This window comes from Enterococcus sp. DIV0213h, from assembly GCF_051711285.1.
GTDB lineage: Bacteria > Bacillota > Bacilli > Lactobacillales > Enterococcaceae > Enterococcus_D > Enterococcus_D casseliflavus.
In genome coordinates, this window is record NZ_JBIOMH010000001.1 from 3,472,165 (window position 1) to 3,484,967 (window position 12,803).

At 43.6% G+C, this 12,803-nt stretch carries 15 protein-coding genes; 6 read left to right on the forward strand and 9 right to left on the reverse strand.

Going from position 1 to position 12,803, the window contains the following annotated elements:
• Window positions 1–4: 4 nt before the first annotated feature.
• A complete protein-coding gene (gene pth, locus IGI77_RS16290) occupies window positions 5–565 on the reverse strand; it encodes an aminoacyl-tRNA hydrolase (RefSeq protein WP_015510502.1) in 561 nt (186 codons plus the stop codon).
• A gap of 355 nt (window positions 566–920) precedes the next feature.
• On the opposite strand from pth, the gene IGI77_RS16295 reads away from it, so the two are divergent.
• The 3 genes from IGI77_RS16295 (at window position 921) to IGI77_RS16305 (ending at window position 4,041) form a co-directional block, all read left to right on the forward strand.
• Entirely contained in the window at window positions 921–1,904 is a 984-nt protein-coding gene (locus IGI77_RS16295; protein WP_005230720.1) for an L-lactate dehydrogenase, read from the forward strand.
• 284 nt (window positions 1,905–2,188) lie between these two features.
• The gene (locus IGI77_RS16300) at window positions 2,189–3,586 is read left to right on the forward strand and encodes a L,D-transpeptidase family protein (protein ID WP_167822285.1); all 1,398 of its coding nucleotides are present in this window, start codon (window positions 2,189–2,191) and stop codon (window positions 3,584–3,586) included.
• A gap of 155 nt (window positions 3,587–3,741) precedes the next feature.
• Window positions 3,742–4,041 carry a hypothetical protein gene (locus tag IGI77_RS16305; protein WP_438770347.1) on the forward strand — a complete coding sequence of 100 codons (300 nt, stop codon included), beginning with the start codon at window positions 3,742–3,744 and terminating at the stop codon, window positions 4,039–4,041.
• Window positions 4,042–4,103: 62 nt separating this feature from the next.
• Here IGI77_RS16305 and IGI77_RS16310 read toward each other — a convergent pair whose 3' ends face one another.
• Window positions 4,104–4,472: a winged helix-turn-helix transcriptional regulator gene (locus IGI77_RS16310; RefSeq protein WP_016608452.1), complete on the reverse strand. Its 369-nt coding sequence runs from the start codon at window positions 4,470–4,472 to the stop codon at window positions 4,104–4,106.
• A gap of 134 nt (window positions 4,473–4,606) precedes the next feature.
• Between IGI77_RS16310 and IGI77_RS16315 the strand changes: the two genes are divergently transcribed.
• The 3 genes from IGI77_RS16315 to IGI77_RS16325 all read left to right on the forward strand — a co-directional run bounded on the left by IGI77_RS16315 (window position 4,607) and on the right by IGI77_RS16325 (window position 6,460).
• On the forward strand, window positions 4,607–5,449 hold the full coding sequence (locus tag IGI77_RS16315; RefSeq protein WP_311903630.1) for an aldo/keto reductase: 843 nt from the start codon (window positions 4,607–4,609) through the stop codon (window positions 5,447–5,449).
• Between the two features lie 39 nt (window positions 5,450–5,488).
• Window positions 5,489–5,971, forward strand: coding sequence for a VOC family protein (locus tag IGI77_RS16320; protein ID WP_438770348.1), 483 nt, complete (start codon window positions 5,489–5,491; stop codon window positions 5,969–5,971).
• 159 nt (window positions 5,972–6,130) lie between these two features.
• Window positions 6,131–6,460 carry an SdpI family protein gene (locus IGI77_RS16325; protein ID WP_438770349.1) on the forward strand — a complete coding sequence of 110 codons (330 nt, stop codon included), beginning with the start codon at window positions 6,131–6,133 and terminating at the stop codon, window positions 6,458–6,460.
• 33 nt (window positions 6,461–6,493) lie between these two features.
• Here IGI77_RS16325 and IGI77_RS16330 read toward each other — a convergent pair whose 3' ends face one another.
• The 7 genes from IGI77_RS16330 to argF form a co-directional block, all read right to left on the reverse strand.
• The gene (locus IGI77_RS16330; protein WP_438770350.1) at window positions 6,494–7,189 is read right to left on the reverse strand and encodes a YoaK family protein; all 696 of its coding nucleotides are present in this window, start codon (window positions 7,187–7,189) and stop codon (window positions 6,494–6,496) included.
• Between the two features lie 63 nt (window positions 7,190–7,252).
• On the reverse strand, window positions 7,253–7,768 hold the full coding sequence (locus IGI77_RS16335; RefSeq protein WP_074536487.1) for a VanZ family protein: 516 nt from the start codon (window positions 7,766–7,768) through the stop codon (window positions 7,253–7,255).
• A 214-nt stretch (window positions 7,769–7,982) separates the two neighbouring features.
• Window positions 7,983–8,489, reverse strand: a complete 507-nt coding sequence (locus IGI77_RS16340; protein WP_005230706.1) for an arginine repressor — start codon at window positions 8,487–8,489, stop codon at window positions 7,983–7,985.
• Between the two features lie 77 nt (window positions 8,490–8,566).
• Complete coding sequence (locus tag IGI77_RS16345) at window positions 8,567–10,018, reverse strand: YfcC family protein (protein WP_010748979.1); 1,452 nt, start codon at window positions 10,016–10,018, stop codon at window positions 8,567–8,569.
• Window positions 10,019–10,081: 63 nt separating this feature from the next.
• Complete coding sequence (locus IGI77_RS16350; protein ID WP_005230704.1) at window positions 10,082–10,771, reverse strand: Crp/Fnr family transcriptional regulator; 690 nt, start codon at window positions 10,769–10,771, stop codon at window positions 10,082–10,084.
• A 41-nt stretch (window positions 10,772–10,812) separates the two neighbouring features.
• Window positions 10,813–11,748: a carbamate kinase gene (gene arcC / locus IGI77_RS16355; RefSeq protein WP_005230702.1), complete on the reverse strand. Its 936-nt coding sequence runs from the start codon at window positions 11,746–11,748 to the stop codon at window positions 10,813–10,815.
• Between the two features lie 17 nt (window positions 11,749–11,765).
• The gene (gene argF / locus IGI77_RS16360) at window positions 11,766–12,785 is read right to left on the reverse strand and encodes an ornithine carbamoyltransferase (RefSeq protein ID WP_016608459.1); all 1,020 of its coding nucleotides are present in this window, start codon (window positions 12,783–12,785) and stop codon (window positions 11,766–11,768) included.
• Window positions 12,786–12,803 lie beyond the last annotated feature (18 nt).

Genomic DNA, 12,803 nt, shown 5'->3' on the forward strand with positions numbered 1-12,803 from the left:
CTCCTTAGTTAAATCGATTCATTGTGGCAAGAAAGTCGCCGTTGGTCAAGTAATCACTACTTGCCTCGACCGCTTTATCAATACTTTGTAAAACGATGGGCAGATCGTCTTTTGCAAAAGGACTCAGGACATGATTGACCACGGTTTGTCCTGGACGTGGACGATCGATCCCGATTTTGATACGGTCAAAGACTGTTGAATCCAAATGAGCGATCAAACTCTTGATCCCATTGTGGCCACCTGCACTGCCTTTTTGGCGCAAACGAATTTTCCCTAACGCTAAATCGAGGTCATCATAGACCACCACTAGTTCTTCTTGGTAGATACCAAAATAGGTCATCAACGGGCCTACCGCACGACCGGATTCATTCATGAAAGTTTGTGGTTTGACCAAAAGGATTTTTTCACCCTTCAAGAAAAACTCTGCCACCTCTGCTTCAAAAGCCGACTTTTTAAAGGTTGCTTGGTACTTTTGTGCCAACGCATCCACTACCATAAAGCCAACATTATGTTTGGTTTTTTCATATTTTTTGCCAGGATTTCCCAAGCCTACAATCATTTTCATTTTTTATTTACGCTCCATTATTTCTAGTTTCAAGCTGATTCTTCATCTATTTTATCGGTTTTCTTATCCAAACACAAAATACTGGGCACACAAATGCGCCCAGTTCTTTTGCTTAGGTAATTATAACACGAAATGGACTGTTATGGTGGCACCCTCTTGCTCAGTTTTTATCTTTCTTAACGAATCTTAATAAAACCTTGATATATCTTCTTTTTGACGTAATAACAAAGAAAGCATTTACAACTGAAACAGCGATATTTTGTGTAATATTGTTGTGCAAATCACATGACAAACATACTTGAAAATGGTAGGATGATAGCGAGTAAAACAATTATGCGGAAGGAATGATACACAGATGACTGCAAAAACGAACAAAAAAGATCACCAAAAGGTAATTCTTGTTGGAGACGGTGCGGTTGGTTCTAGTTACGCGTTTGCGCTGGTGACCCAAAACATTGCGCAAGAAGTCGGAATCATTGATATAAATACAGCAAAAACAGAAGGCGACGCAATTGACTTGTCCCATGCTTTGGCATTTACTTCCCCTAAAAAAATCTATGCCGCTTCTTATGAAGATGCACATGATGCTGATTTAGTCGTTATTACTGCTGGTGCGCCTCAAAAACCAGGCGAAACCCGTTTAGACTTAGTTCATAAAAACTTGAAAATCAACCGTGAAGTAGTTACCCAAATCGTTGATTCAGGCTTTAACGGAATTTTCTTAGTTGCAGCAAACCCAGTCGATATTTTGACTTATTCTACTTGGAAATTCTCAGGCTTCCCGAAAGAACGCGTTATCGGTTCAGGTACCTCATTAGACTCTGCCCGTTTCCGTCAAGCATTGGCTGAATTGGTCGATGTCGATGCCCGTAACGTCCATGCCTATATCTTAGGGGAACACGGCGATTCAGAATTCCCTGTTTGGTCTCATGCCAACGTAGCTGGCCTACAAATCTATGAATGGGTCAAAAACAACCCAGACATCGATGAAGAAGCAATGGTCAACATTTTCTTCAGTGTTCGTGATGCAGCCTACACCATCATCGAGAAAAAAGGTGCGACCTTCTACGGGATCGCGGTAGCCTTAGCACGGATCACTCGTGCAATCTTAGACGATGAAAATGCTGTTCTCCCATTATCTGTGTACATGAACGGCGAATACGGCTTAAACGACTTGTACATCGGTGCGCCTGCAGTCATCAATGCCCAAGGGATCCAAAAAGTAATTGAGATCCCATTAACAGACGGTGAAAAAGACCGGATGGCCGCTTCGGCAAAACAATTAAAAGATATTCTTGATGAAGCTTTTGCAAAATTAGATGCGGAAGACAATCAATAATTTCTTTTCCCCCGTGTTAAATAGTCAATTTTAGTTAGTCAATTATGCGACTGAACGAATCCTCCAGCTCACTCTTTTTCAGAACCCTTTGATCAAGATGGCTTGCTGCCGATTCGTTCAGTTTTTTTATCGTAAGAAATGCGTTTCTACAGCTTGCCTAAAGATAGTTTAAGAATTTTCTATTTTTCATGGAAGTTTCATTTGCCATATTCGCTTTCCCGTGGGAATATGGTATGATTTAAGCGTTATTATCTATTATGCCATTAGAAAAAAGGAGTAGTTGAATGACTCGTTCAAACAAACATACTGACGCCAAGAATAATACGAAGAAAATTGTTCTGATCGTTGTGGCTGCTTTACTTGTCGTGATCGCTGGCGGCTATACCTACCGAAGTACATATTATGCAAACCGTTTTCTACCAAAGACTGAAATCGATGGGATCGACATCAGCAACAAAACCGTTGCCGAGGCCAACGCCCTGCTGCATGATCGCTATTCACAAGAAGACTTTACCATCAAAGATGGTGATAGCGAATGGAAAACAGTCAACCTTGCTCAATTTGGTTTGCAGACGGATTTCACCGATGAGCTGCAATCATTAAAAGATGAACAAAATCAGTGGAGCTGGGGAATGGCTTACGTTTCGGCTGCCGAAGAAAAGAAGCTAGACAATCTCTCAGTAGACCAAGACACCTTGACTAGCGAGACCAACACGATCCAAAAAGAACTCGAAACCTTAAATGAAGATCGTACCAAATCGGCTGATGCCACGTTGGAAAAAGGCGAAGACGGCTTTTCTATCAAACCAGAAGTTGACGGCGATGCCATCGATGTTGACAAAGCAGTGGCAGACTTGCAAGAAGCCATCGTCAGCGGCGAAAAGGAATTGAATCTCGTTGATTATGTCACAAAACCAAGTGTGACCGCCGATGATCCAGACTTAACGAAAGAAATGGATTCGTTGAATAAAATCGCCAAAGTAACCGGCAATTATACGATCAACGGAAATACGTTTCAAATCCCAAGAGAAACGATCATGGATTGGCTCTCTTATAAAGACGGCAACACAACGATCGACGAAGACAAAGTACGAAGCTATGTCACATCGATCGGCGAACAATACAATACTAGCACCAATTCTTCGACCTTCCAAAGTACCAAGCAAGGTGAAGTGACAGTCCCAGCTGGTACTCTTAGCTGGACGATCCAAACCGATGCGGAAACAGAAGCATTGATCGAGGCGTTAAAAGCAGGCGAAGACTTCACCCGCACACCGATCGCTCAAGGAAGCACCGATGCAGGCAGCCCGCTGTTTGGCAACACCTATATCGAAGTTGATCTAAAAAACCAACACATGTGGTATTACAAAGATGGCGAGTTAGTGTTGGATACGAAAATTATCTCTGGGAAACCAGCCACACCAACACCAACTGGCGTCTTCTATGTCTGGAACAAAGAAGAAGATGCAACCTTGACTGGTGAAGATTATGCGTCCCCTGTTGATTACTGGATGCCCATCGATTGGACCGGTGTCGGTATCCATGATTCTGATTGGCAGACGGAATACGGTGGCGATCTTTGGAAAACCCGTGGTTCTCACGGCTGTATCAATACTCCGCCAGGCGTGATGAAAGAATTGTACAGCAAAGCCGAAGTCGGTACACCCGTGATCGTGATTTAATCAAAAAAAGAATCAAACCTTTTTATAGACGAACCAAAAGCTGCAAAAGAAAAATCTTTTGCGGCTTTTTTGTTGTCTCCCAAATGTTCCTATTTACAAAGAACGGTTTAATTAATATACTTAATTAACCACTTTAATTAATAAGGAGAATCATTTTGGAAAAAGTCGTTTTTATTGATCGTTCTACTCTGGCTGGAAGTCTGATCAAAATTTTCGCCCGCAACATCCAGCTGCTGTCCGAGGATCAAATCAGTGTAACTGTTGTGACACCAGAACGTCTGGCGAATTATCGTTTTGCGCAAGAAAAACTCGTTTTGGTCGATCCCTTGCTTTCTTTAACAGATCCGATGATCAAGCAGGCCATCCCACCACGCATCAAGCGCCTTTCGTTTCCCGTCAATCATTACAGCGGGATGAATACTGAAGCCATTCTAGAATTGATCCAACATGCATAACCTAAAAAGGCGGACGGAAACCAATGGTTTCTGCCGCCTTTTCTCATGCCACTTCCCCTTTGTTAGACAATCGCTTCTTCTTGTTCTAACAAAGTAACTTGCTCTCCTTTGTCTTGCAGTGCAGCAACGTGCATCGTGCCCCACTGGCAAAGAGTATCCAATAAGCCGCCTAAGGTTTCTCCATATTCACTCAAGGAATACTCAACTTTAGGTGGTACTTGATTATAGGACTTGCGAGTAACGATGTCAGACTCTTCTAATTCCCGCAATTGCTGGGTCAACATTTTTTGACTGATGCCAGGGATCTTCCGCCGTAAATCACTGGGACGTAATGCCCCATGGCGTAAATTACAAAGAATGATTGGTTTCCACTTCCCGCCGATGACATCCATGGTTGCTTCAACACCGATATTATAAATTTTTTCTGCCATTTTTTTCACCTCATTACGCTTGATACCACACAAAGGTTACCAAAAGGTGGGTATCAAACAAAAAAGTACGTACTATACAGTATTACCACCTCATTATATGATGATACCAGAAAAAAAATAAAGGAGATGTTTTTATGATCGAAAAATTATCAGATACCGTCACCCTGAACAACGGCAGTGAAATCCCCGGGTTGGGGTTAGGTGTCTTTCAAATCCCTGAAGCTGACACAGCAGAGGTCGTGAAGCAAGCGATTATCAATGGCTATCGCTTGATTGATACAGCAGCGATTTACGGCAATGAAACAGGAACAGGGGCAGGAATCAAACAAGGCTTACAAGAAACGGGGTTGGCTCGTGAAGAACTCTTTGTCACTTCCAAACTTTGGAACGATCATTTAACTTATGATGAAACGATCCACGCCTTCAATGAAAGTCTGGCCCGCTTAAACCTCGAGTATCTCGACTTGTACTTGATCCATTGGCCAGGAAATCAAGCATTTCAAGAGTCCTGGCGTGCCTTGGAAGACCTCTATGCGGCAGGAAAAATCAAAGCGATCGGGGTCAGCAACTTCCAGATCCATCATCTGGAGCAATTATTGGCCATTGCTAAGGTCGTTCCTGTTATCAATCAGATCGAGCTGCACCCCAAACTGACGCAGCAAGACCTGCGGGCTTTTTGTGGCGAAAAAGCAATTGCGATCCAAGCTTGGTCGCCATTGATGCAAGGCAAACTGCTGAAAGATGACACCGTCTTGGCGATCGCCGATGCACAGCAAAAATCAGCGGCACAAGTGCTTTTACGCTGGGCTATTCAACAAGGGATCTTAGTCAACGTCAAATCGACGCACCCCGAGCGAATGATCGCTAATGCAGCGATTTTTGATTTCCATTTATCAGAAGCTGACATGGCCCGCTTGAACGCATTAAATGAAGACTTGCGAGTGGGTCCAGATCCAGACACATTCGATTTTCATTAACCAAACGATATACTAAACAAAACCTTAGGAGGAAGTATAATGACAAACACAAACACAGGCTTTTCAATGGTTAACCACGTGGGAATCACCGTCAGCAATCTCGAACGTTCCATCCAATTTTATGAAGCATTAACGGGAAAGAAAATCGCCAATCAAGATACGATCGGCGGCAAACGCATGGCGCAAACGCAAGGATTAGCAGATACACTGATCAAATATGCCAATCTTCATTTAGACAATCTCAACATCGATCTTTTAGAATACGTCGAACCAAAATCCAACAAAGCTAGCTATTCCAATGAGCAAATCAGCGCGATGCATCTTTGTTTTGAAGTCGAAAATATTGATGAAGCCGTTGCTCGTCTAAAAGCCATTGGCGTTGAGCCTGACGGCACCCCCATCGTTTTTGAAGCACAAGACGGTTTGAAAAGCGGCTTTGGGACAGGCGTCGCCTACTTTACAGATCCAGACGGCACCAATCTTGAATTGATTGCACCAAAAGGCCCTTTTCAACGGGGATAAAAAAACGGATGGCGCTGCAAATCGCCATCCGTTTTTTTGCTAGAAGCACGTATTTTTCGATTGTTCCCCTTCATAGAAGCGTTCATAGCGGATACAATAAGTATGTACTCCTCTTTAGTGGCTTCACTTACTTATCCAACAAATCGCACGTGAAAGGTAGTGATCTCGATCGATATTGGACTTTTGTTGTTGATTTTTACGGGTATTTTTTTCATCGTCTTCTGGTGCTTTTACCGAGAAGAACCCAATTATGTATTCGGCTTTCGCACCAAGCGCAGTACAGCCAGTGTCAGCAATTGGTGTTTTGCCCAGCAGTGGTTCTCCTTGTTAGCGATGCTCTTTCTAGGCGGGGTCGTTTTATTGCATCACAACGAGCTGATCGCAGAGGCTTTTTACCAAGTAGCCGTTTTTGGCAGCTATCTTCTAGCAGCGCTACTCGTAGAAACGGCACTGTATCTCAAAGATTCACGCACAAGCACCAAAAAGTAAGACAAAAAAGACATTCCAGCGAATGTCTTTTTTCTATTGTTTATTTTGATGATGGATCGTGATCCCCAACACCAAGGCTAAAATCCCTGAAACCACCCAGATGGTGCGGTGGAATAAGAAAATCCCTAGCAAGCTGCTTAAGACTGCACAAAAAAAGAAGCCGCCGATGATCAAGGAAATAGAAATGATCTTGGGTGTCACTGATCGGTCCTTCTTAAACCAGCGCATGTACACATAATCAGCCAGTGAACGTAAGTTGCCGGTGGTCATCGTGGTGGCATAGGGCATCCCTGCCAATCGACGATAGGCGGCATATTGAATCGCTGCAAAAAAAGATAACCCCGAATCGATCATGACATTAGGTAATGATCGAGCAAAAAAGCCCAGAACCAAAATACCGATCGCTTCAAAGATTAATGCGGCATTTTGCCAAACGATCCAGCCCCCTGTCGGAAAATGATGCTGCAGATAATTCGTCACTACGATCCCCACTAAAAACATGAAGATTGGTGGCAGATATCGAAAGGCTTGTTCAAACTGCCCCGTTGAAAGATTGATCCCTAACAAAATGACATTCCCCGACTGCATACTTGCAAACACTTCCCCGTGAAACAAGTAGGTATACGCATCTAAAAAACCGCCCGCCATAGCAAGAAGAATCCCCACCGGTAAACTTTCATGCACGACAAACTCCGATTTGCTTTTGACACTGCTCAAACTTTTTTCCATTGGTTTCGCCTCTTGTTTTTATACTTTCTGACAGCTTACTGCTTAAAAAACGCCGACAACTCGTTATGTTTTGCGGCGTTTAGGTGACTTTTTCGATAGCTGACAAATCAACCACCCCAAAAGAACGGCGGTCAGTGCTCCCGCTGAATCCAGCATGACATCTTGAAAAAGCGGCGTCCGTCCTCCCGTCAGCATTTGATGGTATTCATCGATCCCAGCGTAGCCGGTGGCTGCCAACCAAGCAAAAAAAGCGGCTAGCCAATAGGGCTGTTTTCGAAAAACAAGCGTTAAGAACAAACTGCCCCCTAAGACAAAATAAGTGAAGAAATGCGCACCTTTGCGAATGAAAAATTCCACAAATGAGAAATAGCCTTTTTCCGCAATACTGATCTCCGACCCAGCATAGGAAAAAGAGATCGTCTCCAACCAATCTTTCAATGGTTCGTTTTTTAAGATACGTGAAAGCAACCCGATTTGAGATTGCTGCTCATAGGTTTGTGAAGAGCTGATAAAGAGGATGACCATTACCGCAATTGCGATACAAAAGTAAAAGTTCGGTTCTTTCAGTAATTTTTTCATAGTTTTCACTCCTCATTTTCCTATCTTACCATTTTCATTTGGTGATGCAACTGTTTTTCCAGCAAACCGTGGAGACATTGCACACACAAAAAGAGTGCTTCCGTCAAGTTTAGAAGCACTCTTTCTTTTTAAAAATAGCCATCGGTATGAAAAGCCGTCCCCCGTTTGGTTGTGAGATCTTTGGGCTTGTGACGTTCAGCTTCCTCAACGATTCTCAGGGCTGTTTTGCGTTTTTTTCTCCAGTAAATAATGACGAACCCATCTCGTAGCCTTCTACATAATGATTCAACCGCTCGACGACCTCTGCTGCCGCTTCTTGTGACGGCGTGATGATCAATAAAATATCAAACCCTGCAATCGTGCCGACAATTTCTGGCAGCTCCATTTCATCAAGATAATTGGCGATCACATCGGCGCCATTTTCAGCCGTATGAACGACAACTAAAAAGTCAATCTGCGTAATCTTTTTTAGATACTCATACATCGAAAACGCAATTCTGTCTTCTAGATCCTGCTCTTTGGATTCAAAGATTGAATAATACGGTCGCCCATTTTTGGCATACGTTTTAGCGATGTTCATTTCCCGCATGTCTCTAGAAATCGTGGCTTGGGTAGCTGAAACATTTTCTTTTTTTAATAAATTCATCAATTCTTCTTGAGACTCAATCCGATGTAGGACAAAAAGTTTTTTGATAATTGCTTGTCGCTCTTTTTTTTTCATTTACTTGATCCGCTCCTCTCAAGTCGCCTCGCTTACTGAAATAGTTGATCCGTCTCGTTCACTTCTTGAAACGCAGCTTACAAGAACAACATCGAGAAGATTAAAATGGCAAGATTGGAAATTCCGATAACCAGTAACGGTTTGCGCATAAAGCGAGTCCAAGTAGAATAGTTGACCCGAGCCAGCTCCAATCCGCCCATCACGACGCCAGAAGTTGGTGTGATCAAATTCACTAATCCGCAACCAGCAGTAAAGATCATGACCATGACGTTCGGATTGAGTCCGATGCTTTGCGCCAAGGCACCCATGATAGGGATCGATACATATGCCAGTCCTGAAGTCGATGGAATCAAGAACGATAAGAGCAGATACAAAATATAGGCGCCAATTACGAACAGGACAGGTGATAACCCTTCTAAAAGATGGGAAGCCCGATCCAAAATAAATAGATCCAAGTACGTCGTTTGCATAATGTAGGAAGCCCCCCGTGCCACAACGATGATCAAGACAACGGATAAAATGTCTTTGACCCCATCGATAAAGTTGGTCACGATTTCTTTTTCTGAGAATCCTTGAATCAATGCAATGATGATACTGACGTAGAAGAACCACATAGCCAAATCACCAAAATACCATTCACCGAAGCTATTCCCGGTCAAAAAGGCGGTCCAACCGTCAAACACATGGATATCAAAGTCGCCCCAAGGAATCAAGGAAACCACCATGATCACAAAGGATAAGCCAAAAATCGTCAAAATCAGGCGATGCTTTTGCGTAAACGCCAAGGCTTCGTTCGTGTCTTTGACAAAATGCTCTTCCATTTCTTTTTGCTCTTGCAGCGATAAGATCGTGGAGCCTTTGTCGGCTTTAACTTTTTTGGCATAAGACATCACCACAAAGATACAATACGCGGTCGTGACTAGCCAAAGCAATGCGCCAACTACTAGGATCGTGCCATTATTCGGAGCAATATCGATGCTTCGTAAGGCATCCATTGCCACCCCAGTAGCGAAAGGGTTAACGGTGGAGCCGATCACACCGGCACCCGCCCCCAACATGACGGTTCCTGCTGCGACGATCGTATCAAAGCCCGATGCCACCATTGTGATTGCTAATAGGGAATAGAACGGAATCGTTTCTTCCGCCATTCCATAAGTTGAGCCACCAATTGAAAACAACACCATCAAAATCGGGATCAAAATCAACTCGTTGCCTTTGAGTTTTTTGACCAAATGCTGAATACCAGCTTCTAAAGCGCCTGTTCGTGTGACAATATTCAAAAAGCCACCCAAACAAAGAATAAACACACAGATCTCGATCGCATCACGAAATCCGTTAAAAGGCGCCATAAAGAAATCAGAAAACTTGGCACCGACGACTTGGCTGACCATCTCTTCTTGGCCTGCTGGTAATGAAGGTGCAAAGGGCTGACCGGCTAGTAGCCAAGAAGCGACCGTCAACGCAATAATGATCAGAAATAAGATACTGAACGATGTCAGCGACTTTTTTTCTTTTTGCTTTTTTTTCATCTTCGTTCCTCCTCTATTGAATCAATCTTAGGTGCAAATTGCCAACAGCTAGTCTGTCTGTGGTCAATTCGCAACATGGGAAAAATAATCTTTGTCATAAATAATGAGTTCTTTGTAACGATAATAAATCTTTCTTTTATGCACGAGCGCCTTGATGGTTTGACTGACCGTCTCTCGCGTCGTTCCACTGTATTTAGCAATATCATTGATAAAAACTGGAAAAGGAATGCGAATCTGCTCTCCTTGTGACTGTCCGTGCTCGATCATCAAGAGACCGATCGTATTGACGACTCTTGTCTGCGCGCTAGAGGTGACACAGTACTCCACTCGGCGTCTTTGCTTCTCCAACTGCTGGCTCATTTGCTGATTCAGCCACAGCAACTGACTTGTAGATGAAACAACCAGCGGTTCAAACAGCGACATCGCTGCAAACTGCACGACAATGTCTGTTGCAGCGAATGCCGATACATCATAGTTGTCTCTTTCAAACAAGCCAATCAAAGGAAATAACTGATCAGGCCCAACAAAATCTACATAACAATAGGAATCAGTTCCGTCGGTTTTTTCGATCCGTACGAGACCTTCGATCACATGGAATATCCGATCTCTTACGTCGCCTTCATAAAAAAGCACTTGGCCTTTTTTGTACGTACGGCAGTAAATATGCTCCTTCAATCGCTGTTGATTTTCTTCTTCCAGCCATTGAAAGCTATTCGCTCTTGTTGATGGATCTTTTATTTGGTAGTCGATCATTTCTCTCACTCCAATGTTTTGGACTTGCTTTGCTACTTCGCTTATTTCCAGGTGATCTGTGTACCAGCGTCTTCAATTTCTGCCAGCTTATCTAAGGAAGTAATCACTGCCCGTTTCTCTGTGCCCATTTTGACAAAATTCAAAGCTGCTTGTACTTTCGGTAACATGCTTCCCGGTGAAAAATGTCCTTCATCGACATAGGTTTCCAATTCAGCGGCGGTCACATGATCCAACCACTGCTCATTTTCCTTGCCAAAGTTCAAAGCGATTTTTTCCACGCCCGTCAAAATGATCAGCTGATCCGCATCGACTAAACGAGCCAATTTTTCAGAAGCAAAATCTTTATCGATCACGGCTTCAACCCCCAGCCCATTATCTAACACGGGAATGCCCCCGCCGCCTGCGCAAATAACGATCGTGTTTTGTTCAATCAGCGCCTTGATGCTGGCAACTTCTTGAATCGCTTGTGGCGCTGGACTGGCAACGACTTTCCGCCAACCACGACCAGCATCTTCACGATAGATGGCATCTGTTGCCGCCATGGCTTCTTTGGCAGCTGTTTCCGTTAAGAAAGGACCGATCGGTTTGGTCGGATGGGCAAATGCTGGATCTTGGGCATCGACTGTAATTTCCGTCACCACTGTCACTACCGGCTTAGCCATTTGGGCTTCTTTCAACTGGATTCTCAGCTCATTTTGTAACCAATAGCCAATACTGCCTTGCGTCATTGCCACACAGGTATCTAAAGGCATCGCTGGGTTTTTGCTAGAATCACTGGCTTGTTGCTGCAAAACCAAATTTCCCACTTGAGGCCCATTCCCATGGGTAATGATCAAATGAACGTCTTTTTGGATCAGGGGAATTAAATACTCGACGGTCTGTTTAAGCCGTTCTTTTTGCCCTTTGGCACTGGCATCATCTGCTAGGATAGCGTTGCCGCCAAGGGCGACAACGATCGTTGGTTTCTTTTCACTCATCTGCTCACTGCTCCTTCTTACACTCTAGGAATAAAGAGATCGCCTAAGGTTACTGCCATGATTGCTTTGATCGAGTGCATTCGGTTTTCAGCCTCTTCAAATTGACGGCCCCATTGACTGCGGAAAATGTCGTCTGTGATCTCCATTTCAGAAATGCCGAATTTTTCTTCGATCATTTTTCCATACGTCGTATTCGTATCATGAAACGCTGGCAAGCAGTGAAGCACGATCAAGCCATCGTCTTGTTTTCCAGTCGCCATTACCATTTCGCGGTTGATTTGGTAATCTTTCAACAGCTTCACCCGTTCTTCAAACTGGTCTTCTTCCCCCATTGAAACCCAAACATCGGTATACAGAACATCGGCATCTTTGACGCCTTTTTGAATATCGTCTGTTACCATCAGCTGACTGCCAGATTCTTTGGCAAATTTGTTGGCATAGTCTGTCACTTCTTCAGCTGGGAAAAGTTCTTTTGGTGCACAGATGCGAACATTGACACCTAAAATCGCCCCCGTCACTAACAAACTATTCGCCATATTGTTTCGGCCATCGCCCACATAGACTAACGTAATGTTTTCTAATGTACCGAAGTTTTCTTTGATCGTCATGAAGTCAGCGATCATTTGGGTTGGATGCCATTCATCGGTTAAGCCATTCCAAACAGGAACGCCAGAGAATTTGGCTAAATCTTCAACGACTTGTTGGCTGAACCCGCGGAACTCAATGCCATCAAACATACTGCCTAAAACTCTGGCGGTATCTTCAACGGATTCTTTTTTGCCTAGCTGGATATCATTCGCACCTAAAAATTCTGGATGGGCACCAAGATCGATGGCAGCCGTCGTAAATGCCGCCCGTGTCCGAGTCGACGTTTTTTCAAATAAGAGGGCGATGTTCTTGCCTTCCAAATAGCGATGAGAAATATTTTGCTTTTTCAACTGTTTCAAATAGATGGAAAAATCAATAAGGTATTCTAACTCGGCTTTCGTAAAATCTTTTTCTGCTAAGAAGCTTCTTCCTTTAAATACTTGTTTCATTAGTAATTCCTCCTCTAG

Bases quoted from the DNA above. Each gene is read 5' to 3' on its own strand.
- IGI77_RS16330 (WP_438770350.1), bottom strand. From the start codon at position 7,189: ATGGAAAAAAGTTTGAGCAGTGTCAAAAGCAAATCGGAGTTTGTCGTG.
- IGI77_RS16345 (WP_010748979.1), bottom strand. From the start codon at position 10,018: ATGAAAAAAAAGCAAAAAGAAAAAAAGTCGCTGACATCGTTCAGTATC.
- IGI77_RS16320 (WP_438770348.1), top strand. From the start codon at position 5,489: ATGACAAACACAAACACAGGCTTTTCAATGGTTAACCACGTGGGAATC.
- IGI77_RS16295 (WP_005230720.1), top strand. From the start codon at position 921: ATGACTGCAAAAACGAACAAAAAAGATCACCAAAAGGTAATTCTTGTT.
- IGI77_RS16350 (WP_005230704.1), bottom strand. From the start codon at position 10,771: ATGATCGACTACCAAATAAAAGATCCATCAACAAGAGCGAATAGCTTT.
- IGI77_RS16315 (WP_311903630.1), top strand. From the start codon at position 4,607: ATGATCGAAAAATTATCAGATACCGTCACCCTGAACAACGGCAGTGAA.
- argF (WP_016608459.1), bottom strand. From the start codon at position 12,785: ATGAAACAAGTATTTAAAGGAAGAAGCTTCTTAGCAGAAAAAGATTTT.
- arcC (WP_005230702.1), bottom strand. From the start codon at position 11,748: ATGAGTGAAAAGAAACCAACGATCGTTGTCGCCCTTGGCGGCAACGCT.
- IGI77_RS16335 (WP_074536487.1), bottom strand. From the start codon at position 7,768: ATGAAAAAATTACTGAAAGAACCGAACTTTTACTTTTGTATCGCAATT.
- IGI77_RS16310 (WP_016608452.1), bottom strand. From the start codon at position 4,472: ATGGCAGAAAAAATTTATAATATCGGTGTTGAAGCAACCATGGATGTC.
- IGI77_RS16340 (WP_005230706.1), bottom strand. From the start codon at position 8,489: ATGAAAAAAAAAGAGCGACAAGCAATTATCAAAAAACTTTTTGTCCTA.
- IGI77_RS16300 (WP_167822285.1), top strand. From the start codon at position 2,189: ATGACTCGTTCAAACAAACATACTGACGCCAAGAATAATACGAAGAAA.
- pth (WP_015510502.1), bottom strand. From the start codon at position 565: ATGAAAATGATTGTAGGCTTGGGAAATCCTGGCAAAAAATATGAAAAA.